At 34.3% G+C, this 23,290-nt stretch carries 17 protein-coding genes and 1 pseudogene; all 18 read left to right on the top strand.

All coding sequences use genetic code 11. The features are described from left to right. Positions 1–2,052: 2,052 nt before the first annotated feature. The 18 genes and pseudogenes from DNC80_RS13420 (at position 2,053) to DNC80_RS13505 (ending at position 23,149) form a co-directional block, all read left to right on the top strand. Complete coding sequence (locus DNC80_RS13420; protein WP_255493253.1) at positions 2,053–2,511, top strand: HU family DNA-binding protein; 459 nt, start codon at positions 2,053–2,055, stop codon at positions 2,509–2,511. A gap of 2,266 nt (positions 2,512–4,777) precedes the next feature. Continuing rightward, positions 4,778–7,201 (top strand): SLBB domain-containing protein, encoded by a 2,424-nt coding sequence (locus DNC80_RS13425; RefSeq protein ID WP_182651649.1) that lies wholly within the window; start codon positions 4,778–4,780, stop codon positions 7,199–7,201. A gap of 135 nt (positions 7,202–7,336) precedes the next feature. Then, positions 7,337–8,398 carry a Wzz/FepE/Etk N-terminal domain-containing protein gene (locus DNC80_RS13430; RefSeq protein WP_182651650.1) on the top strand — a complete coding sequence of 354 codons (1,062 nt, stop codon included), beginning with the start codon at positions 7,337–7,339 and terminating at the stop codon, positions 8,396–8,398. A 17-nt stretch (positions 8,399–8,415) separates the two neighbouring features. After that, positions 8,416–8,841, top strand: coding sequence for an adenylyltransferase/cytidyltransferase family protein (locus tag DNC80_RS13435; protein WP_182651664.1), 426 nt, complete (start codon positions 8,416–8,418; stop codon positions 8,839–8,841). After that, a complete protein-coding gene (locus DNC80_RS13440) occupies positions 8,838–10,154 on the top strand; it encodes a UDP-glucose/GDP-mannose dehydrogenase family protein (protein WP_182651651.1) in 1,317 nt (438 codons plus the stop codon). The genes DNC80_RS13435 and DNC80_RS13440 overlap by 4 nt, the downstream gene beginning before the upstream one ends. Before the next feature lie 20 nt (positions 10,155–10,174). After that, positions 10,175–11,371, top strand: coding sequence for an L-2-hydroxyglutarate oxidase (gene lhgO, locus DNC80_RS13445; RefSeq protein ID WP_182651652.1), 1,197 nt, complete (start codon positions 10,175–10,177; stop codon positions 11,369–11,371). A gap of 38 nt (positions 11,372–11,409) precedes the next feature. Next, complete coding sequence (locus tag DNC80_RS13450; RefSeq protein WP_182651653.1) at positions 11,410–12,597, top strand: UDP-N-acetylglucosamine 4,6-dehydratase; 1,188 nt, start codon at positions 11,410–11,412, stop codon at positions 12,595–12,597. 2 nt (positions 12,598–12,599) lie between these two features. Further along, complete coding sequence (locus DNC80_RS13455; protein WP_182651654.1) at positions 12,600–13,742, top strand: LegC family aminotransferase; 1,143 nt, start codon at positions 12,600–12,602, stop codon at positions 13,740–13,742. Next, positions 13,732–14,646, top strand: a complete 915-nt coding sequence (locus tag DNC80_RS13460; protein ID WP_370628764.1) for a methionyl-tRNA formyltransferase — start codon at positions 13,732–13,734, stop codon at positions 14,644–14,646. Before DNC80_RS13455 ends, DNC80_RS13460 begins: the two co-directional genes overlap by 11 nt. Next, positions 14,643–15,668 (top strand): N-acetylneuraminate synthase, encoded by a 1,026-nt coding sequence (gene neuB / locus DNC80_RS13465; protein WP_182651655.1) that lies wholly within the window; start codon positions 14,643–14,645, stop codon positions 15,666–15,668. Before DNC80_RS13460 ends, neuB begins: the two co-directional genes overlap by 4 nt. Continuing rightward, positions 15,665–16,768, top strand: a complete 1,104-nt coding sequence (neuC, locus tag DNC80_RS13470) for a UDP-N-acetylglucosamine 2-epimerase (protein ID WP_182651656.1) — start codon at positions 15,665–15,667, stop codon at positions 16,766–16,768. The genes neuB and neuC overlap by 4 nt, the downstream gene beginning before the upstream one ends. Next, positions 16,765–17,811 (top strand): nucleotidyltransferase family protein, encoded by a 1,047-nt coding sequence (locus tag DNC80_RS13475; protein WP_182651657.1) that lies wholly within the window; start codon positions 16,765–16,767, stop codon positions 17,809–17,811. The genes neuC and DNC80_RS13475 overlap by 4 nt, the downstream gene beginning before the upstream one ends. After that, entirely contained in the window at positions 17,811–18,494 is a 684-nt protein-coding gene (locus tag DNC80_RS13480; RefSeq protein ID WP_182651658.1) for a cytidylyltransferase domain-containing protein, read from the top strand. Before DNC80_RS13475 ends, DNC80_RS13480 begins: the two co-directional genes overlap by 1 nt. Then, the gene (gene hisF, locus DNC80_RS13485; RefSeq protein ID WP_182651659.1) at positions 18,491–19,336 is read left to right on the top strand and encodes an imidazole glycerol phosphate synthase subunit HisF; all 846 of its coding nucleotides are present in this window, start codon (positions 18,491–18,493) and stop codon (positions 19,334–19,336) included. The genes DNC80_RS13480 and hisF overlap by 4 nt, the downstream gene beginning before the upstream one ends. Next, the gene (gene hisH, locus DNC80_RS13490) at positions 19,336–19,992 is read left to right on the top strand and encodes an imidazole glycerol phosphate synthase subunit HisH (protein ID WP_182651660.1); all 657 of its coding nucleotides are present in this window, start codon (positions 19,336–19,338) and stop codon (positions 19,990–19,992) included. Before hisF ends, hisH begins: the two co-directional genes overlap by 1 nt. A 10-nt stretch (positions 19,993–20,002) precedes the next feature. Continuing rightward, positions 20,003–21,235, top strand: a complete 1,233-nt coding sequence (locus DNC80_RS13495; RefSeq protein ID WP_182651661.1) for an N-acetyl sugar amidotransferase — start codon at positions 20,003–20,005, stop codon at positions 21,233–21,235. 325 nt (positions 21,236–21,560) lie between these two features. Next, positions 21,561–21,704 (top strand): annotated as a pseudogene (locus tag DNC80_RS16130) (DapH/DapD/GlmU-related protein); the annotation flags it as partial. A gap of 20 nt (positions 21,705–21,724) precedes the next feature. Further along, positions 21,725–23,149 carry a lipopolysaccharide biosynthesis protein gene (locus DNC80_RS13505; RefSeq protein WP_182651663.1) on the top strand — a complete coding sequence of 475 codons (1,425 nt, stop codon included), beginning with the start codon at positions 21,725–21,727 and terminating at the stop codon, positions 23,147–23,149. The last annotated feature ends 141 nt before the right edge of the window (positions 23,150–23,290 follow it).

Below are 23,290 nucleotides of genomic sequence, written 5' to 3' on the forward strand. Positions count from 1 at the left end.
GTGTTGGAATCTTTGGGTTGTGTGCTTAAAGTAGAGAAGAAATAAGGTTTTTTTCAAGTGTCTTGATTTAATTAGGAAATTTATATTTTCAAGTTTATTCTTTTCTTTTGTCTTGGTACAAAAGAAACAAAAGATCAAGCCTGAAAATTCAACACTCAAAAAATACCTATAAAGCTCCGTTTCGCAGCCCAAGCCGTTCGGCTTTCAGCCTCAACTTGCGGACTGCTTCCACTTTGCTTTTCGTTGTTTTTTATGCTTTTTATTTAAGGGCGGTTTTACGAATTGTTAATCACAGGAGGTTAGTTTTTACTAAACGCAATGTGCTATTCATTCTTTACGATTCGTCCCCAATTTTGTCATTCTGACGAAGGAAGAATCCCATCAACACGCTTTCATTGTAGCAGACGGCCTTTTTGTTCATGCCTTTTCTTTTCTTTTGCCTTGATTACTCACGAGTTATTAATTTATGGGTGTTCGTGAATTGACATTTCAAAAGAAACAAAAGATCAAGCCTGAAAATCAAAAGCGCAAAAACTACCTCAAAGCGCCGCTCCACAGCCCGAGCCGTTCGGACTACGTCCTCAACTTGCGGACTGCTGCCACTTTGCTTTTTCGTTGTTTTTTATGCTTTTAATTTAAGGGCGGTTTTTCGAATTCGTATAAGTAGTAGTTCTATTTATAAATTTTGAACTGTGAACTGAAACTCTAAACTTTAAACTGAACATTGTTTATTAAGGACTAATTACTGAACACTAAATATGATGACTTTCGACTATTAACTCTCCATTCTGTCATGCTGAGGTACGAAGCATCTCCAGATATCCTTCATTTTATCAGATGACATTGTTTTCCATGTTCATTCCTTTCTTTTGCCTTGATCAACCCTTCGACTGCGCTCAGGATCTGACGAACAAAAGATCAAGCCTGAAAATCAAAAGCGCAAAAACTACCTCAAAGCGCCGCACCACAGCCCGAGCCGTTCGGACTACGTTCTCAACTTGCGGACTGCTGCCACTTTGCTTTTTCGTTGTTTTTTATGCTTTTAATTTAAGGGCGGTTTTTCGAATTCGTATAAGTAGTAGTTCTATTTATAAATTTTGAACTGTGAACTGAAACTCTAAACTTTAAACTGAACATTGTTTATTAAGGACTAATTACTGAACACTGAACACTGAATACTGATGACTTTCGACTATTAACTCTCCATTCTGTCATGCTGAGGTAAGAAGCATCTCCAGATATCCTTCATTTTATCAGATGACATTGTTTTCCATGTTCATTCCTTTCTTTTGCCTTGATCAACCCTTCGACTGCGCTCAGGATCTGACGAACAAAAGATCAAGCCTGAAAATCAAAAGCGCAAAAACTACCTCAAAGCGCCGCTCCACAGCGCGAGCCGCTCGGCTTACAGCCTCATCTCGCGGACTGCTACAACTTTACTTTATCATTGTTTTTTATGCTTTTTATTTAAGGGCGGTTTTTCCGAATTCGTTTATGTATCAGTTCTATTTATAAGTTGTGAACTCTAAACTGTGAACTGCAAACTGTCAGCTGTTAACTGTATACTGTTAACTTAAACCTGAAACTTAACACGCTGCACTAAGGACTAATCTACTAAACACGCTCTAAATGTTAATAAATAAATGACATTTGGGACATTTAGAAATCGTCGTGTAAAAATGTATAAAATCTAGTGTTTTTTTATGAGATAAAGGAATATAACAAGTAGGTGAATTGAATCTATTTCAGGTTCTGGGGCTTTCGCTTAAGTTCTTATGGTAGGTTTTCCGTGTGTTTGGATACGTTTTACGATAGTAACTTAAAATGCTCTTAATTTGTTTGCTGGAAGTTATAATGTCAATATGCTGTCTTAAATACCTTTCTTTATCGTCTTTTGCGAAAAACCTATAGTTAATAAGGTTTAACGAATTTTAAATAAAATTAAAATACTGTTTTTAAGGGCTTTGTGTTTCTTTGCACATTTCTTTTCGTTGTTAAAAACAAGCCTCAATTGTGAATAAGTTTGGCTTTTAGTTACAGCAAAAGTATCTTATGTTTGTAAAGTCAGTTAGATGCTTTAGTAGGTATACTAAGACAAACTTATTTATTAATTTAATACCAAAAACGATGGCTATTAAATACAAAATTCTTCCAAGGAAGAACCCGAGAGACTTAGTGGCTCCGGAAAAATTTTATGCTGCTGCTGTTGCAGATGGCGATGTTGATTTCGAAAGACTTGCTGAGTTGATTTCGTATCAGAGTACCTTGACGGCTTCTGATTGCTACGCCGTACTCGCTTCTCTAGAACACAACATCATTGGCGAACTGGGTCAAGGTCGCATTGTGAAGTTAGGCCGTTTAGGCAATTTTCAAGTGGGCATTAGCTCTGAAGGTAAAGATGTTGCTGATGAGGTATCAACAGCAGCCATCAAAAAAACGCGTGTGCTCTTCCGTCCTGGCAAGAAAATGCGCAGTATGTTAAAGGATTTATCTTTTAGAAAAGTGGGCTAGAACCCTGTTCAGTAGTAAAAGACTGAGTTTAAGACCTCGAATATTCCAGTATTCGAGGTTTTTTTATGCCCAATAATGTCAAAATAGCGTTCAAATCGTCTTGATGCAACAAAAAAATCGTCTTGACGAAGCAAAAAGTTCATCAAGACGATGTAAAAATACCATCAAGATGATTTTTTAAAAAGCGTTTTTAAAACATTTTTACGTCTTTTTGGATAAAAAAAACGCTTAATAATGTCTGTATTTCGGCTGTATCTCGTTAAAAACGAAGATTTTATGGAAGATTATTTGTTTAATTAAGGTCAAGTGGATTGCCTTTAGCCATAAAAAAAGCTCAAAAATACGGACTAGAACCCTGTTTTTTTGAGCAATGGAGTGAATTTAAGACCTCGAATAATTCCAGTTATTCGTTAAATCAGAGTTCAAATGTAGCGAAAAGTTTCAATATGTGGCGGTGTTTTCCATAAATTTAATGTTAAAAGAGTTAGGTTTTTGTGACCTGATTTGTGAAGTAGTTCTTTTTTTAAATTTAAAACTGTGAACTGAAACCTGAAGCATTTTGCTAACCACTAATTACTGAACACTATCAATTGAAACCTGATCAATCTTTACTAAGGACTGCCTAATATAGACTAATCAGTGAACATCGAACACTTAATACTGATGACTTTCGACTGTCAACTCTCCTTTCTGTCATGCTGAGGAACGAAGCATCTCCACATATTCTTCATTTTAGCAGACGATTTCGTTTTCTAGGTTACTCTTTTCTTTTGTCTTGATTACTCACGAGTTATTGATTTATTGGTGTTCGTGAATTGACATTTCAAAAGAAACAAAAGATCAAGCCTGAAAATCAAAAGCGCAAAAACTACCTCAAAGCGCCTCTCCACAGCCCGAGCCGTTCGGACTACGTCCTCAACTTGCGGACTGCTGCCGCTTTGCTTTTTCGTTGTTTTTTATGCTTTTTATTTAAGGGCGGTTTTACGTATTGTTAATCACAGGAGGTTAGTTTTTACTAAACGCAATGCGCTATTCATTCTTTACGATTCGCTCCAATTTTGTCATTCTGACGAAGGAAGAATCCCATCAACACGCTTTCATTGTAGCAGGCGGCCTTTTTTTTCATGCCTATTCTTTTCTTTTGTCTTGATCAACCCTTCGACTGCGCTCAGGATCTGACTAACAAAAGATCAAGCCTGAAAATTCAAAACTTAAAAACTACCTCTAAAACTATGTTCCGCAGCCCGAGCCGTTCGGCTTACAGCCTCATCTCGCGGACTGCTGCCACTGTGTTTTTTAGTTGTTTTTTGACGTTTTTAATTTAAGGGCGTTTTTTCGAATTCGTATACGTAGCAGTTCTATTTATAAATTTTGAACTGTGAACTGAAACTCTAAACTTTAAACTGAACATTGTTTAATAAGGACTAATTATTGAATACTGATGACTTTCGACTATCAACTCTCCATTCTGTCATGCTGAGGAACGAAGCATCTCCTAATATTTGTTTTTTTCTTTTGTCTTGATTACTCACGAGTTTTTAATTTATGGGAGTTCGCGAATTGACATTTCAAAAGAAACAAAAGATCAAGCCTGAAAATCAAAAGCGCAAAAACTACCTCAAAGCGCCGCTCCGCAGCTCGAGCCGTTCATCCTGCGGCCTCAACTTGAGGACTGCTGCCACTTTGCTTTATCGTTGTTTTTTATACTTGTGATTTAAGGGCGGATTTACGTAGCATTTAAAACTCGATTTGAACGAGAAATTATATCAAATGTTCATAAGTATTTGTTGCCTTGGTATCAAAGCTCTACTAAAGTTTTATCGTTCTACTGCTTGATATTTTTAAGGGTGCCCTTTGTTTGTTTTGAGGCAATACTTAAGTGAAATCGCACTAACTGTAGTAGTTTATTTAATATATGCAAGAAAAATCTAGATATTATTTTAGGTTTATTTACTGTTAAAGTGTGAATTTGACAAATGAAATTTTAGCTAGTCTAATTATTTAGTATAAATTTGCGGTCTTGTATGAGGAGCGTGTTCTAAAATGGGACTTGCAACGGCGAAGCCATGAATAATAAATATTGTAATGGTACATTTTAAACAATAAGTGTAGTTTCTTTTCCGTTGTTTCTTAAAGTATTAAGCAAAGGTTTTGAATGGTTTTAGATGAAAAAAGTACAGGGTTTACCCAAAATAGGTGTCGTTTAAAAATCCAATAGTGTTCTTGTTCCAAGGTACATTTTTTAGTTAAAAAATAGAATATTTTTATGAAAAAAATAATTGTTGTTTTTGTGTTTTTATTTGCCTTGTTTCAGTCTGGAACTGTTGCAGCGCAAGATTTGTTAAAAAGTACAGATTTGAGTACTTTAAAAGTAGATTACCTATCAGAGAATGATATTTTCAAAATAAAAGCACAGTTGCAAAGCAATAACCTCACTATTGAACAAGCCGAACCAATGGCTCTAGCCAAGGGAATGCCAAAATCTGAATTCGCGAAACTTAAAAGCAGGTTGGAAGAATCCAATTCGAAAACCACAGATACTAAAGATGGAGAAAAAGAAGAAGCGCCTTCAAAGGAACTGATTCGAAAGCAAGAAAAGATTGTCAATACCAAGGTTAAGGATACCACAAATGCACTAGTTTTTGGTTCAGAATTGTTTGATAATCCAACCCTTAATTTCGAGCCTAATTTAAAAATAGCCACTCCAGTAAATTATATTCTGGGTCCCGGTGATGAACTACAAGTGAGCGTTTTTGGGGTACAGGAATTTAATGCTACCGTTCCTGTTACTGTAGAGGGTAAAGTAAACATTCAGTTCGTCGGGCAAATCCCGGTGTCTGGAATGACTATTGAAGCCGCAACTCAAAAAATACGTAATGCTATTGCAAACATATACACCACGGTACGCTCGGGGCAATCCCAAGTAGGCATCAGCCTGAGTCGTATTCGAACAATTCGTGTTACTATTATAGGAAGCCAGCAGCCAGGAAATTATTCTATTTCGTCTTTGGCCTCTGTGTACAATGCTTTATTTTTAGCTGGAGGGCCGGGAAAGAATGGAAGTTACCGTAATATTGAGTTGCTGAGAAACAATAAAGTGTTTAAAAATATCGATATATACCGTTTTTTAGTTAACGGAGATCAATCGGACAATGTTGGTTTGAGGGATAATGATGTCATTCGTATTCCAGCCTATACACAAAGGGTTACTCTCGAGGGGCAGGTGAAACGTCCTGGTATTTTTGAAATGAAAAAAGGAGAAAGCTTTAGTGATTTGCTTCAGTTCGCGTCGGGTTTTACTGATTTTGCCTACACAGCCTCGGTGAATGTGTTGCAAAAAACCAATAAAGAATTTAAAGTTACTGATGTAGAATCGTCTGCATACAGCACCTATAAACCAAATGCAGGAGATGTGTTTCGTGTAACTAAAATCTTAAACCGCTTTGAAAATAGAATCCGAATAGATGGAGCCGTATTTAGACCGGACACCTATTCTTTTTATGAAGGGATGCGAGTTTCGGATTTAATCGCCAAAGCGAATGGTTTAAAAGAGGATGCCTACGGCAACAGAGCGCGTATCATTCGTTTGCAAGCGGATCTTACTACTGAGATTGTCAATGTGAATTTGACTAGAGCCTTATCTGGCGATTTAGAAGCTAATATTCCGCTGAAAAAAGAGGATGTGGTCACTGTATATTCGATTTTAGATTTTAAGGAAGATTTTAAAATAACCATAGACGGAGAAATTAAAAAGCCAGGTACCTATGAGTATTATGAAAATCTCACATTAAATGACGCACTTATTTTGGCGGGTGGTCTAACAGGGTCTGCTTCAAAAAGAGTAGAAGTAGCAAGGATGATACAATCGGAAGAAATTAATGATGCCGATCCTACTAAAGTAACCCTTTTTAATATTGAAATAACAGCTAACAACAATGAACAGGCTAAAAATTTTGCCTTACGTCCCTTTGATGTCATCAACATCCGCAGAATGGCAGTATATGAAAAACCGGAGATGGTTACCGTTACAGGTGCTGTTAACTATGCTGGAAAGTATGCCTTAGCCAGTAAAAAAGAACGCATTTTTGATGTTATTCAAAGAGCAGGAGGTTTAACATCCGTTGCTAATCTAGATGGAGTAAAAATCAAAAGACCGATACAAGCCAAACAAATTGAAGAATTAGAAAACGTTAATTTAAATTTAGGTAAAAAAGACAGCATACAAAATGAACTAAAGAAGAAATTACAGGAAGATTTAAAATTTGCTACCATACCCGTTGATTGGAGAGCTATAGTTAAAAATCCAAAGAGTAACACCAATGTAACGCTATTTCCAGGGGATGAAATTGAAGTAGTTTCCTTTAATGAAGGGGTTAAAGTTACTGGAAACGTATTGCTAACTTCAGAGATACCGTACGAACCTAATAAAGGGTTTCGCTATTATTTGAATTCCGCCGGTGGGATTGATGCTAAAGGATGGAAGAAAAAAGCTTACATCATTTATCCCAACGGAAGAGCTAGTGTAGCAAGTTCTTTCCTTTTTGTCAAATCGTATCCAAGAGTAATTGCAGGATCACAAATTATTGTTCCTGAAAAGCCCGAAATTAAGAAAATGTCAACAGGAGAGTTTGTTAGTATAGCAGGTGTCGTAGCGAGTTTGGCGGGAGTAATTTTTGCTATACTGAGGTAATATTTAATAATAAGTGTATAGTGAGAATGCAATAGAAGAAGTTTTACTGTAGTCTCCTTTATCTCTCCGACAGCGAAAAGGGATAATAACTACTGATCAACACCCGACGAAAAAGCCTATAGAATAATAAAATATATGAATGAAAATAATACGAACGATGAAATATCGTTAAAGGAATTGATAGAAAAAGCAAGAGAATGGTTCTCCTATTTGTTAGCACAATGGAAAATTATTGTGTTAGCGGGAATTGTAGGCGCCGGATTGGGTCTTGCCTATTCTTTCAGTAAAAAGCCAGTCTACACGGCCAGCTTGTCTTTTGCTTTAGAAGATGAGAAAAGTGGTGGCTTGGGCGGTGCCTTGGGCTTAGCTAGTTCACTGGGTTTAGATCTAGGTGGGGGTGGCGGAAGTATTTTTACAGGCTCTAATTTGACGGAATTGTTCAAGTCCCGTGCTATGGTGGAACAGACCCTGTTGAGTCCCGTTGTGGTGGAAGGAAAGACGATTTCCTTGGCAGAAATGTACATTCAAAATCAAGAATGGAGAGACCAATGGAATGAAAATCCTAAATTTAAGGCGATCCAGTTCTTACCTAATACCAAGAGAGCTACATTTACGAGAGTGCAGGACAGTATTCTTGGGGTGATGTTTCAGGATTTGTCTAAAACTGGATTGACTGTAGGACAAAAAGATAAAAAAATAGCAATTATTACGATTGATGTGAATTCTACCAATGAATTGTTTGCCAAGTATTTTACGGAAGCCTTGGTTAAGCAGGTATCTGATTTTTATGTGGATACTAAAAGTAAAAAGGCCAGGATTAACATGGATATCCTAGAAAGACAAACAGACAGTATTCGCAGAGAATTGAATGGTGCCATTACGGGAGTGGCTGTTGCCAATGACAATACCTTTGGATTGAATCCTGCTATGAATGTGCGCCGTGCGCCATCTGCCCGCAGACAGGTGGATGTACAGGCCAATACAGCGATACTTACCGAGTTGGTAAAGCAGACCGAACTTGCTAAGGTTACCCTACGTAAAGAGACACCATTGATTCAGGTGATAGATCGACCGATTTTGCCGTTGAAGAAAGAGAAGTTCGGAACAGCAAAGGGCATTATAATGGGAGGATTTCTATTAGTTTTTGTGATTGTTATTTTTCTGTTAGCGAGACGTATTTTAAAACCAGCGGTGTAATTATGGAAAGCAATACAATTCGAGTTGGAATAACTTTTAGTGCTTTTGATTTATTTCATGCTGGGCATGTAAAAATGTTGGAGGAATCAAAACGGCAATGTAATTATTTGATTGTGGGTTTGCAAACTGATCCTACGCTGGATCGACCTGAGAAGAATAGACCAGTGCAAACCGTTGTAGAGCGTTACATCCAATTAAAAGGCTGTAAGTTCGTTGATGAGATTGTTCCGTATGCTACGGAAGAGGATTTAGAAGATATTTTACGTTCGTTTAAAATCGATGTGCGTATTATTGGAGATGAATACAAGGAGGAAAATTTCACTGGCAGAGCTTATTGCGAGGAAAAAGAAATTGAATTGTATTTCAATAAAAGGAATCATCGTTTTTCTAGCAGTGCATTAAGGGAAGAAGTAGCTAATAAAGAATTATTAAAAAAATCATGAAAATAGTTGTAATAGGGACAGGTTATGTTGGATTAGTAACGGGAACTTGTTTCGCAGAAGTAGGTATTGATGTTATTTGTGTTGATATTGATGAAAAGAAAATAGATAATTTAAATAAAGGGATAATTCCTATTTTTGAGCCTGGCCTTGAAGCTTTGTTGATTAAAAATGTAGCTAAAGGAAAATTGAAATTTTCAACTTCTTTGGAAGAGAGCATTCCGGGAACTGATGTTGCTTTTATTGCAGTTGGGACACCACCGGGTGAAAATGGAAGTGCTGATTTGAAATATGTTCTTACAGTAGCAAAACAAATTGGTGAATATATGAATAGTTACGGTGTAATAGTAACTAAAAGTACTGTACCAGTTGGGACTGCTGCAAAAGTCCATTTAGCGATTCAAAATGAATTAGATAATCGTAATCTTGATATACAATTTGATGTGGCATCAAATCCTGAGTTTTTAAAAGAGGGGGCTGCGATAGACGATTTTTTGAAACCTGACCGTATTGTGGTTGGAGTTTCTAGCAAAAAAGCAACAGAGGTAATTCGTAAATTATATAAACCATTTTTATTGAATGGACACCCTATAATTTTTATGGATGTGCCAAGCGCAGAGATGACCAAATACGCAGCTAATAGTATGTTGGCTACAAAAATTAGTTTCATGAACGATATAGCTAATCTTTGTGAAATTATGGGAGCAGACGTGAATATGGTGCGGAAAGGAATTGGAAGTGATGCTCGCATTGGAAACAAATTTATTTATCCGGGAATAGGTTATGGAGGATCTTGTTTTCCAAAAGATGTCAAAGCACTTATACGGACTGCCAGTGAGAATGGTTATTCTATGCGAATTTTACAAGCAGTTGAAGCTGTAAATGAATATCAGAAAACAGTATTGTTTAATAAATTGAATAATCGATTTCAAGGAAGTCTGAAAGGGAAAACTATAGCAATGTGGGGGCTTTCTTTTAAACCCAACACTGACGATATGCGTGAAGCTCCTTCATTAGTATTAATTGACAGTATTTTGGCGGCTGGAGGAAAAGTACAAGCGTATGATCCAGTGGCAATGGTTGAAGCCAAACATATAATCGGAGATGAGATTGTTTATTGTGATAATGAATATGATGCTCTATCAAATGCGGATGCCTTATTGATTGTTACAGAATGGTCCGATTTTCGTTCTCCTAATTTTGAGAGAATTAATGAACTCCTTAATTTTCCAATTATCTTTGATGGAAGAAATATTTATGATCAAGTAGAGGTAAATTCGTATGGAATAGAATACTATGGTATTGGTACTAACTAATTTAAATTGATTGTCTCATAATGTATGATATTATAATAATTGGAGGAGGAATAGTAGGTTTATCCGCAGCTTTACACATAAAAAAGAAAAATTCTAAATTAAGAGTTCTTATTTTAGAAAAAGAAAATCAAATTGCAAAACATCAAACTGGTCATAATAGCGGAGTTATTCATTCAGGCATTTACTATAAACCCGGCAGTTTAAAGGCTATAAACTGTAAAGCTGGATATGGCAAATTAATTCAATTCTGCAATGAGAATGAAATTAAGATTGATTTATGCGGTAAAATAATTGTTGCCACTGAGAAAGAGGAATTACCACTTATGAATGGTATTTATGATAGAGGTATTGCTAATGGACTTTTAGGGTTAAAAAGAATTAATGCCCAAGAAATTAAAGAAATTGAGCCTCATTGTTCAGGTGTAGGAGGAATTTGGGTTCCACAGACAGGTATAGTAGACTACAAAGAAATTTCGCAAAAATATGCAGATTTGTTTTTGCAACTTGGGGGTGAAATTCTATTTGAACAAAATGTGCAGCAAATAATGTCTCTTGGAAACAGTTCTGAAATACAAACGCAAAATAAACATTTTGAAGCTAGATTGATAATCAATTGTGCTGGATTGTATTCGGATAAGGTAGCGAAAATGACTAACACAGAGCTTGATGTTCAAATTTTGCCTTTCAGAGGTGAATATTTTAATATTAAAAAAGAGAAAGAATATTTGGTTAAAAATTTGATTTATCCAGTGCCAAATCCTAATTTTCCTTTTTTAGGAGTTCACTTTACACGGATGGTTCATGGAGGTGTTGAAGCCGGTCCAAATGCAGTATTAGCTTTTGCTCGTGAAGGGTATACAAATAAAACAGTAAATTGGAAAGAACTATTTGAAACCTTAGGTCATTCGGGATTTCAAAAAGTAGCGTTAAAATATTGGAAAGACGGTATGTATGAAATGTATCGTTCCTATTCTAAAACAGCATTTACAAAAGCTTTGCAACGATTAGTTCCGGAAATTCAAAAAGAGGATTTAGAAATAGGAGGTGCTGGTGTTAGAGCTCAAGCTTGCGATAGTAAAGGTAATTTGTCAGATGATTTTTTAATATTTGAAAATAAAAATATAATTAATATATGTAATGCACCTTCTCCTGCCGCCACATCTTCATTATCAATAGGTGAAAACATAGCTAATCTAGCTTTGAAAAAATACAATTAATTTAACTTCGAATAGTTTTAGACTTAAGAAAATAATATATGAATATCCTCAAATTAATCGGCAGAGAAGAAGAAATATTCGAAAAAGATATTTTAACTTATGAAAATGAATTGTCTGCAATTGTTAGTAGTTCTTCTTTTTTGGTAATTGGTGGAGCTGGATCAATAGGTCAATCGGTAGTCAAAGAAATATTCAAACGTAACCCATGTAAGTTGCATGTTGTCGACATCAGCGAAAACAATATGGTGGAGCTAGTGCGGGACTTGAGAAGTTCTTACGGTTATATTGCTGGAGATTTTCAAACATTTGCTTTAGATATTGGATCCATTGAGTATGATGCTTTTATAAAAGCAGACGGAAAATACGATTATGTACTGAATCTTTCGGCTTTAAAGCATGTACGAAGCGAAAAAGACCCTTTTACTTTAATGCGAATGATTGATGTAAATGTTTTCAACACCGAGAAGACCTTACAACAATCGATTGAGAACGGAACCAAAAAATATTTTTGTGTTTCTACTGATAAAGCTGCGAACCCCGTCAATATGATGGGGGCCTCTAAGCGAATTATGGAAATGTATTTGATGCGTAAAAGTCAACAAATAAAAATTTCAACAGCTCGTTTTGCAAATGTTGCCTTTTCGGATGGTTCTTTATTACATGGTTTTAATCAGCGTATTTTAAAAAAACAGCCCATAGTGGCTCCCAATGATATTAAACGTTATTTCGTAACGCCAAAAGAGTCAGGTGAACTTTGTTTGATGTCTTGTTTATTTGGAGAGAATAGAGATATTTTTTTTCCAAAGTTGAGTGAGAATTTACATTTGATTTCTTTCGCTGATATCGCAGTAAAATATTTGGCTGAAATTGGCTATGAACCTCATTTGTGTGAATCAGAGCAAGAAGCAAGGAATAGTGTGGAAGACTTGATTGCGCAAAAAAAATGGCCGTGTTTGTTTACTTCCAGTGACACTACTGGAGAAAAAGATTTTGAAGAGTTTTTTACCGATAATGAAGTTTTGGATATGGAACGGTTTGAAAATTTGGGAGTAATTAAAAATGAAGTTAATTTTGACCAAAATAGGTTAGAAAATTTCACTGCTAAAATTGCTCAGATGAAAGTAGATAAGACATGGAGTAAAGACGAAGTTGTTACTCTGTTTCATAATATGATTCCAAATTTCGGACATAAAGAAACGGGTAAGTATTTAGATTCAAAAATGTAATTATGGGAGATTTCAATTCGGTTATACAATTTATCAAAGACCAATACAAAACGGACAATTTTATTCCATTACACGTTCCCAAATTTGGAGGTAACGAAAAAAAGTATCTTTTAGATACAATAGACACTACTTTTGTGTCCTCTGTTGGGGCCTACGTTGATCAATTTGAATTGATGATGCAATCCATTACCAAAACTCAAAAAGCAGTCGCCGTTGTAAATGGTACTGCGGGAATTCAAGTGGCTTTACGTTTAGTGGGTGTGAAAGCCGGAGATGAGGTATTGACACAGGCCTTGACTTTTGTGGCTACTGCCAATGCTATAGCGTATCAAAATGCAATTCCTGTTTTTTTAGATGTTGATTTAGATACTATGGGATTGTCCCCTAAAGCAGTTGCCTCATTTTTAGAAGAGTTTGGTGAATTGCATGAGGACGGTTGTTATAATAAAAAGACAGGCAGAAAAATAACTGCCTGTGTACCGATGCACACTTTTGGATTCCCAGTGCATTTAGAAGAACTGATTGCCGTTTGTGATATTTGGAGAATTCCTGTTGTGGAAGACGCTGCCGAATCATTAGGAAGTGAGTACAAAGGAAATCCAACAGGGAGTTTGGGAAAAGTAGGCGTTTTTTCATTTAACGGAAATAAGATCGTAACCTGCGGTGGAGGTGGTGCTGTTGTTACTAACGATATTGCAATAGGGGAAAAAGGGAAATACCTTACCACTACTGCTAAAGTTCCTCATCCTTATGAATATGTTCATGATGAGATGGGGTATAATTTCAGAATGCCTAATTTGAATGCTGCTTTGGCCTGTGCACAATTAGAACAGTTAGATGGTTTTTTGGAAAATAAAAGAAAATTAGCCAAAGAATATCAATCTTTCTTTGCAGCAAAAGGAATACATTTCAGAACAGAAACACCAGATACCAAAGCAAACTATTGGTTGATGAGTGTGGAGTTGGAAAACAAGGTTGATAGAGATTTGTTTTTGGAAACAACGAATGCAAATAGAGTAATGACTCGACCGATATGGCAATTGATGTACCGTTTGCCGATGTATGCGAATTGCCAAAGAGATGAGAATGTAAATGCAGAATTCTTAGAAGAACGCATTGTAAATATACCAAGTAGTGTTAGATAAAAAAACAATGATGAAATTTAAAATAGGATATTTTGCAGATGGACCATGGTCCCATCTAGCTTTTGAGAAATTAATTCAGGATGATACTATTTCTATTCAGTTTATAGTTCCTAGATCTGACACTACAGATGAAACATTAAAGGGGTTTTCGAATAAATATGGTATTGATTATTTATTTCCTGTTAAAATAAATTCTGATGAATTTTTCCGAGTGGCTAAAAGTTATGATTGTGATTTATTTGTTTCGATGAGTTTTAATCAGATTTTCAGGAAGAGCATAATAGATCTGCCGAGATTCGGTACAATTAATTGTCATGCAGGAAAATTACCTTTTTATAGAGGAAGAAATATCTTGAATTGGGCACTTATTAATGATGAAAATAGTTTTGGAATTACTGTTCATTACGTAGATGAAGGAATTGATACGGGTGATATTATTAAGCAAAACTCTTATCCCATAAATGATAATGATGATTATAGTTCTTTATTAGAAATTGCTTATGTTGAATGTGCTAATATCTTATATGATTCGATAAAAGAAATTCAATCAGGCGAGTTAAAAAGAATTGAGCAAAACACGATTAATCCTGTTGGATTTTACTGTGGCAGAAGAGGAGAAGGAGACGAACTAATAAATTGGAATCAAACTTCAAGAAGACTATTTAATTTTATACGTTCTATTGCTAAACCAGGCCCTATGGCAACCACCTTTATCTCTGGCGTTGAAGTCAAAATTAATAGGTCTAAAATCATAGTTGATGCTCCCGAATATATTGGAACAGTTGGCCAATTGTTAGCAAAAACAGCTGATGGTTTTTTAATTAAAACTGAGGATAGTTTTATAGAAATATGTGAAATTGAAACTAGTTTAAAATTAAAAATCGGTGATAAATTGGGTGTATGAGTAATAAAGTTATAATAATTGCAGAGGCAGGTGTGAATCATAATGGTGACATTAATAAAGCAAAATTACTTATTGATGTAGCGGTGAAGGCGGGTGTGGATTATGTGAAGTTTCAATCTTTTGTTGCCAATAGATTAGTGAGTAAGGAAGCTAAAAAGGCACAATATCAGAGTGTCAATATTAATGATGGCGATGATTCTCAGTATAATATGTTGAAAAAGCTAGAGTTAAGTCATGAAAATCATTTAGAATTAATGGCTTATTGCTCAGAGAGAAATATTCAATTTTTTTCTACAGCCTTTGATGTAGAAGGAGTGAATTATTTAAATGATTTGGGGCTTTCCTTTTTTAAAATTCCAAGTGGAGAAATAACAAATTATCCTTACTTGAAAGCGGTTGCTTTATGTGGTAAACCAGTCGTAATGTCAACAGGGATGTGTTCTGAACTTGAAATCAAACAAGCGCTTGATGTTTTAATTAAATTTGGTTTGAAAAAAGAAGCTATTTCTATTTTACACTGCAATACAGAGTACCCAACACCTATGAAAGATGTAAATCTAAAGGCCATGTTGTCAATCCAAAAAACTTTTGGTTTACAGGTTGGTTATTCAGATCATACCCTCGGCATTGAAGTCCCAATTGCCGCAGTTGCCATGGGTGCTACAATTATCGAAAAACACTTTACACTAAGCAGAACTTTACCAGGTCCCGATCATGTGGCTTCATTAGAGCCAGAGGAATTAAAAGCAATGGTAAAGGCGATACGAAATATTGAATTAGCCTTGAGTGGAGACGGACAAAAAATGCCAAGTGACAGTGAAACTAAAAACATCTCGATAGCCAGAAAAAGTATCCATTTGAATCGTAGTTTATCAAAGGGGCATGTTATTACTGAAGAAGATATTATTTCGTTAAGACCGGGAGACGGAATCTCTCCAATGGAATGGGAAAATATTATAGGTAAAAAGTTAAATACCGATAAAAACGAATTCGATAAATTGCTGTTTTCGGATATTATATGAGAGTAGGTATATTAACCAGTTCAAGAGCCGATTACGGTATCTATCTTCCCTTACTTCAAAAGATGAAAAGTGATTCTTTTTTTGAAATGGAGATTATTGCTTTCGGGACTCATTTGTCAAAAAGCCATGGATATACAGTAAAGGATATTGACCAAGATGGATATAATTCTATTCACACTATTTCTTCATTAATTTCAAATGATGATGCACAATCTATCGCTTCATCATACGGCTTAACTGTACTGAAGTTTGCTGATTTTTGGGCGAGTCATACATATGATTTAGTTTTTTGTTTAGGTGATCGTTTCGAGATGAGTGCTGCTGTACAGGCAGGAATTCCTTTTGGGGTGAAATTTGCTCATATACACGGTGGTGAAACCACATTGGGAGCTATTGACAATGTGTATCGCCACCAAATTACATTAGCATCTAAACTCCATTTTACAGCGACAGCTATTTTTAAGGAAAAAGTAATTGATTTGCTTGGATCAGCAGAGGGTATTTTTGATGTTGGTTCGTTAAGTTTGAATGATATTAAATCTTTTGTCTCTATTGATAGAGTTTCCTTCTTCGAGAAATTCAATATTCCTAATGAAGAATTTGTCCTAGTGACTTTTCATCCTGAGACAATGTCTTTACAAGATAATGTGCGATTTGCTCAAGAAATGAAAAATGCTTTGGCAACGATTTCGAAAAAAATATTTGTAGTTATCACAATGCCTAACGCCGATACACAAGGATCGGTTTATAGAGAAGTTATTGAAGAATTGAAAAAAGATTTTTCTAATCGATTTTTGTTGATTGAAAACTTTGGGAAGGTCAATTATTTCTCAGCGATGCATTATGCCAAAATTTTGATTGGGAATACCTCCAGCGGAATTTTAGAAGCGGCATCATTTGGTAAATATGTGGTGAATGTAGGTGATAGACAAAAAGGAAGAGTTCAAAGTGATAATGTTTTGAATTGTGACTTTGAAGAAACGGATATGGTTACAAGTGCCTCTCAAGCCATGAGTTTTGAAAAATACAATGGGAAAAACGTTTATTTCAAACAAGGTGTTGCCGATACTATAATTAAAATCGTAAAAGAATCTTTATGAGAATATACAAAGACCATTTAATTCTTTCGGGAAGCAGGATAAAAGAAGCATTACTTCAATTCAATGAATTGGCTCCCGACGCAATATTGTTTGTTGTTGATAATGAAGATAAACTAATCGGGGCATTAACAGATGGTGATGTAAGACGTGGACTACTGAAAGGATTCGCTATTGAAAGTTGTATTGATGAAATTATTCAGGATAATCCGCGATATATTACCAAAGGCGAGAATAATTTAGAAAAAATTATTGAATACCGTGAAGGTGATTTCAGAATTGTACCTGTGGTTGATGAAAATCACACCATTGTCAATGTTATCAATTTTAGAAAAATTAGATCGTATTTACCTATAGATGCTGTGATTATGGCAGGCGGTAGAGGACAACGTTTGCAACCTTTTACTAATACTATACCTAAACCACTGTTAAAAGTGGGTGACAAGGCTATAATGGAACACAATCTGGATCGACTGGCTTTATTTGGTATTGATGATTTTTGGGTTTCTGTAAAGTATTTGGGAGAGCAGATTGAAAATCACTTTGGTCAAGGAATTGAAAAAAACATAAAAATAGAATATGTTTGGGAGAATGAACCGCTAGGTACTATTGGAGCAGTTTCTCAAATTAAAAATTTTGAACACGATTATATATTGGTAACCAATTCCGATTTATTAACCAACATTGATTACGAACAGTTTTTCCTAGAGTTTATTAATCAAGATGCTGATTTAGCAGTGTTGACCATTCCTTACCAAGTAAATATTCCTTATGCAGTTTTGGAAACGAATAACGGCGAAGTAAAAAGCTTTAAGGAAAAACCTACCTATACTTATTATTCGAATGGCGGAATTTACTTGATGAAAAAAGAAATGCTAAGGTATATTCCTCAGGATACTTTTTTTAATGCTACTGATTTAATGGAAGAATTGATCAGAAATAAATTTAAAGTCATCTCTTTTCCATTTTCTGGATACTGGTTGGATGTAGGTAAGCATGAAGATTTTGAGAAAGCACAGATAGATATAAAGAATATAAAAATGTAATGAGAATACTCTATTTAATACCGGCAAGAGCAGGTTCAAAAGGATTACCAGGTAAGAATGTAAAAATTCTGGGAGATAAGCCGTTGATTGTACACACTATTGATTTTGCTCTACAAAACATTAAAGAAGAGGATGAGTTATGCATCTCATCAAATGATGAAGAAGTTTTAGATATAGCAAAAAGTCTACGTATAGATGTACCATTCGTTCGACCAGAGGAATTAGCCTCTGATACTGCCAATTCTTATGATGTTATTATGCATGCAATAAAATGTTATGAAGATAATAACAAATGTTTTGACTTAGTATTACTTTTGCAACCCACATCGCCTTTTAGGTCTCAAGATGATTTTGATACTTTAATTCAAAATTATGATGACGAAGTTGAAATGGTGGTTAGTGTTAAAAAAGCAAAAGAGAACCCTTATTTTACTCTTTTTGAAGAAAATGAATCTGGATTTTTGGATAAAAGTAAAAAAGGAAATTTTCAAAGACGACAAGATTGTCCTGATGTTTTTGCTTTTAATGGTTCTATGTATTTGTTAAAAGTAAGTGCTTTAAAGAATAGGTCAATTAATGAATTTAAGAAAATAAAAAAAATAGTAATGCCTGAAGAAAGAAGTATTGACATTGATACAATGGCTGACTGGACTTTGGCAGAATTTTATTTAAACAAACAATGAAAACAGTAAGAATAATACCTAGGTTAGATGTTAAAGGGCCAAACTTAGTTAAAGGTATCCATTTAGAAGGTTTAAGAGTGTTAGGGAAACCATCTGATTTTGCCAAATACTATTATGAACAAGGTGCTGATGAATTGATGTTTATGGATGTTGTCGCTTCGTTGTATGAGCGTAATAGTCTTCATGATATTATATCAGAAACGGCCAAAAAAATATTTATACCAATTACGGTTGGTGGAGGTTTAAGATCTATCTCAGATATAAAAGAAGTCCTGCGTGTAGGGGCAGATAAAGTTTGCTTAAACACAGCAGCTATAAACAATCCTCAATTGATTAGAGATGCATCTAGAATGTTTGGATCTTCTACAATTGTAGTTGCAATTGAGGCAATCAAAGAAAGTAATGGTAAATATTTAGCCTATACAGATAATGGTCGTGAATATACAGGTATTGATGTTTTTGAGTGGGCTCAAAAAGTAGATGAATTAGGTGCAGGTGAAATAGTTATTACCTCTGTTGATAATGAAGGTACAGGACAAGGGTTTGATTTAGATTTAATTTCTAAAATCAGTAGTCTTGTGAGTATTCCCGTAATAGCGCATGGTGGAGCAGGAAAACAGCAGCAGGTATTAGATTTGATGAATGGTGGAAATGCTGATGCAGTAATGATATCCTCTTTGTTTCATTATCATTTTATAAAAGAAAATGAATCGAAAGCATCTTCATTAGAAGGTAATGTTGAGTTTTTAAATCAAAAAAGGAATTTTCATACTTTTGAGCCTTGTACCATTAAGGAATTAAAAGAAAAGTTAGTTGAAAACAATATTGAATGTAGATTGTAATGGATAATTTAAAAAAGAAAGTGGTCATTATTGATTATCAACTAGGTAATCTTTTTAGTGTAAAGCAAGCCTGTGATACTGTAGGAATTAATGCAAGAATTAGTTCTGAAAGAGAAGACATCATGAAGGCGGATGCTCTAATTTTACCGGGAGTAGGTGCTTTTATTGAGGCGATGAATAATTTGAAAAAATTAGAATTAGATACTGCAATTAAAGATAAAGTAACTAATGGTACACCTTTATTTGGTATTTGTTTAGGTCAACAATTGCTTTTTACAGAAAGTGAAGAGTTTGGTGCTGGAAACGGTTTGGACTTAATTCCTGGGATAATTAAAAGATTTCCAGAAAAATTAGAGGATAGAAAAATTAAGGTACCCCACATTGCTTGGAATACTATTTATAAATATAGTCAAGATTGGGACAAATCTGCATTGTCAGAAATAGAAAATAATGATTTCATGTATTTTATACATTCTTATTATGTAAAGCCTTCTGATGAATCTTGTGTTTTGACCAAAACAGATTATGATGGAGTAGAATTCTGTTCATCTATTATCAAAGATAATATTTTTGCAACTCAATTTCATCCAGAGAAAAGTGCCGATAAGGGTATATCTATTTATAAGAACTGGGCTTTAATCAATAATTTACTATAATATTTTCAATATGTCAGATAAAAATAATTTAGAAGCTTATTATGGCTTACCGCAGGAAGTAGCTTTTTGTACAAAATGTGTCATGTCTAATCAGCGTCCAACTTCGGCTGTAGAGTTTAAGCATACCAAAGACAGTAAAAAAACAACCATGAACTTTGACGAACATGGTGTTTGTGACGCTTGTCGAACAGCAGAAATTAAGGATAATATCGATTGGGGTATGCGTGAAGAAGAGCTAGTAGCGCTTCTTGATAAGTACAGAAAAAATGATGGTTCTTACGATTGTTTAGTTCCAGGAAGTGGAGGTAAAGACAGTGCATATCAGGCTCATGTATTGAAATACAAATACAATATGAATCCTTTAACAGTAACATGGCCTCCTATTTTATATACGGATTATGGTTTGAAAAACTGGAAAAATTGGCTAGATTCTGGTTTTGATAACATTTCATTTTACAGAAATGGAAAGGTAATGAAGTTATTGACAAAATTGTCTATTGAAAATTTATTGCACCCATTTCAAACATTTATTCTTGGGCAGAAGAATTTAGCGCCAAAGATTGCAGCTCAGCATGGCATCAATCTTATCTTCTACGGAGAGAATGAGGCGGAATACGGAAACCCTTTAGCAGATAATACTACTTCTTTACGTGATAAATCTTATTTTAGTTTTGAGCATTTAGACGAAGTGTATTTAGCAGGTGTTTCCATTAAAGAATTGATGGAAAAGTATGACGTGCGATTAAGTGATTTGATGTCTTTTTTACCACCAAAACTAGAGGATTTAGAAAAAGCGAATATTGAAGTGCATTACTTGGGTTATTATCTCAGGTGGACGCCGCAAGAAGTATATTATTACGCTGTAGAAAACACTGGTTTTAAGGCAAGACCTCATAGAACTCAGGGTACCTTTAGTAAGTATAGTGGTATCGATGATAAAATTGATGATTTACATTTTTATACCACATTTATTAAATTTGGAATAGGTCGTGCGACCTATGATGCTGCGCAGGAAATTAGAAACAGACACCTAACCAGAGAGGAAGGCGTTGCGCTAGTTAACCGTTTTGATGGAGAGTTTCCAGATCGATATTTTAATGATATTATGGAATATATAGGTATGACTGCAGAAGAGTTTCATGATCTATGTGATAAATTCAGATCTCCACATTTATGGGATAAAGATGAAGAAGGTAATTGGAAGTTGAGACATAATGTTGCAAAAACAGGGTTAGATGATTAAATTTCTTTTGGGTGTGCTTATTATAAAATTTGAAAATTTGAAAAATCATTGTATTTATTCAGTTTTTAAAAAAAAATATAAAATTAATAATACTTTTAGATTTAATGGGAATGGTATTTTATTTTATGGAGATGGAGAGATTCACATAGGGGAAAATTCATATATTGGAGAGTTGTCTACTATTCAAGCTGTAAAAGGGAATAAAGTAAAAATTGGTAAAAATTGCCAAATAAGTCATAATGTTAGAGTTTATACTTCAACAGATATTGCAGATCAAGATTTTTCATTAAAAAATAGGTTAGTAAAGAATGCTGATGTTATAATTGGCGACTTTGTATGGATAGGCGCTAATGTATTTATCAATCCTGGGGTAGAAATAGAGGATAACTCAATTATAGGAGCTAATAGTGTTGTTACAAAAAGTGTAAAAGCCAATACAATTGTTGGAGGGGTACCTGCTCGAATAATAAGGCAAAAGTCCTATAAATAATGGTTAAGAAAATTCTATCTGCAAGTATTATTTATGCAATTGCCCCTCAATTGCCGAAAGTCATAGGGATACTATTACTTCCTATGTTAACACCATACTTGTCAAGCAAAGATTTTGGTATTTGGGGCACAATAATGGCCTATACATTAATGTTTTCTGCGGCGAGAGATTTTGGAATGATTGCTCCTATGATAAATTCATTTTATAAATCACCGACAAGATGGAAATGGGTTTGGAGACAAATAATTTTTTTTTTAATGTTATTTGGTATTCCATATACCATTTTTCAATGTTTTGTTATTTATTTAATTTTTCCAATTGAAGCAATTGAAAATGCATTCATTATTATAAGTATGATTGCAATTCAGTCATTATTTTTTGATCTTCCTAATATTATAGGTCCCAGGTATTTTCAACTTTTTGAAAAGCCCTTAAGTCTAGGGATAATTTCAATGTTATCTGGGTTTGTTGCATTAGGAATTCAACTCTATGTTGTAATTGTTTTAAAGTTGGGTTATATGGGTTGGTTTTATGCAGCATTTATTTCTGCTTTTTTTTCAGGTGTAATTTATTGGATAGTTATTTATAAGAATGGTTTAGAGCCAATTTTTAAATTAAAAATGAAATGGTTATTACCTAGGTTAAAACTGTCATTACCAATGTTGCCACATAATTATTCAGCATATTTACTTAATGCTTCTGACAGGATGGTTATGAACATATACAAAATTCCAGTTGTGCAGATAGGGCAATACAACATAGCATATATGTTTGGGAGTTATTTTGATATTTTTGGGAATGCAATAGGGATGGCGGTTGGACCAGCTTATTTTAAATTATTTAGTAAAAATACCAAAGATGCAGAGTTAACTATTTATAGGCTAACTCAATTCTTGCAAATTGGTTTTATTCTTATTCCTTTTTTACTTTCGCTTTGGTGTAAAGAAATGTTTTTAATACTTGTTAAAAATCAAGATTTACAACAAGTATATCCTTTGGCGGTAATAATTATAATGAGTTATAGTTATCGTCCTTTATATTGGAATGTTATTAGTAGATTACAATATAATAATTTAACAAATCAGTTATGGAAAATAAGTATTGTAGGAGGAGTTTTAAATATAGTATTAAATCTGATATTTATTCCAATCTTTGGATATAAGGTTGCTGTGATTACTACTTTTTTTTCTTTAATGTATATTGGATTTAGTGGGTTCTTTTTGAAATCCTATAAAGAACTAGGGTCGTTAAACAATCACCCACTTGTTTGGTTTTTAATTATTTTAACTTTTACTTTTTTAGCATTTGTTTTAAAAGACATTAATGTTTTTAACAAGTTGTTTTTAACAACTTCATTAATAGTTTGCTTAACAATATATGTTTTAAAAAACATAAAATTTTTAAAAATAGATGAAAGCAAATGAAATAATAAATGCTTTAGATAATAATGGTCAGATTGTAAACCATAAATTTGAGGGTTTTCTTATTTGGCCTGTAATAAGATATATTGTTATACAGCACTTGATAGATAAAAACAATAATTTAGATACTGCTTCTAGTAATAC

The organism is Flavobacterium sp. SOK18b, from assembly GCF_014156605.1.
Taxonomy (GTDB): Bacteria; Bacteroidota; Bacteroidia; order Flavobacteriales; family Flavobacteriaceae; genus Flavobacterium; species Flavobacterium tiangeerense.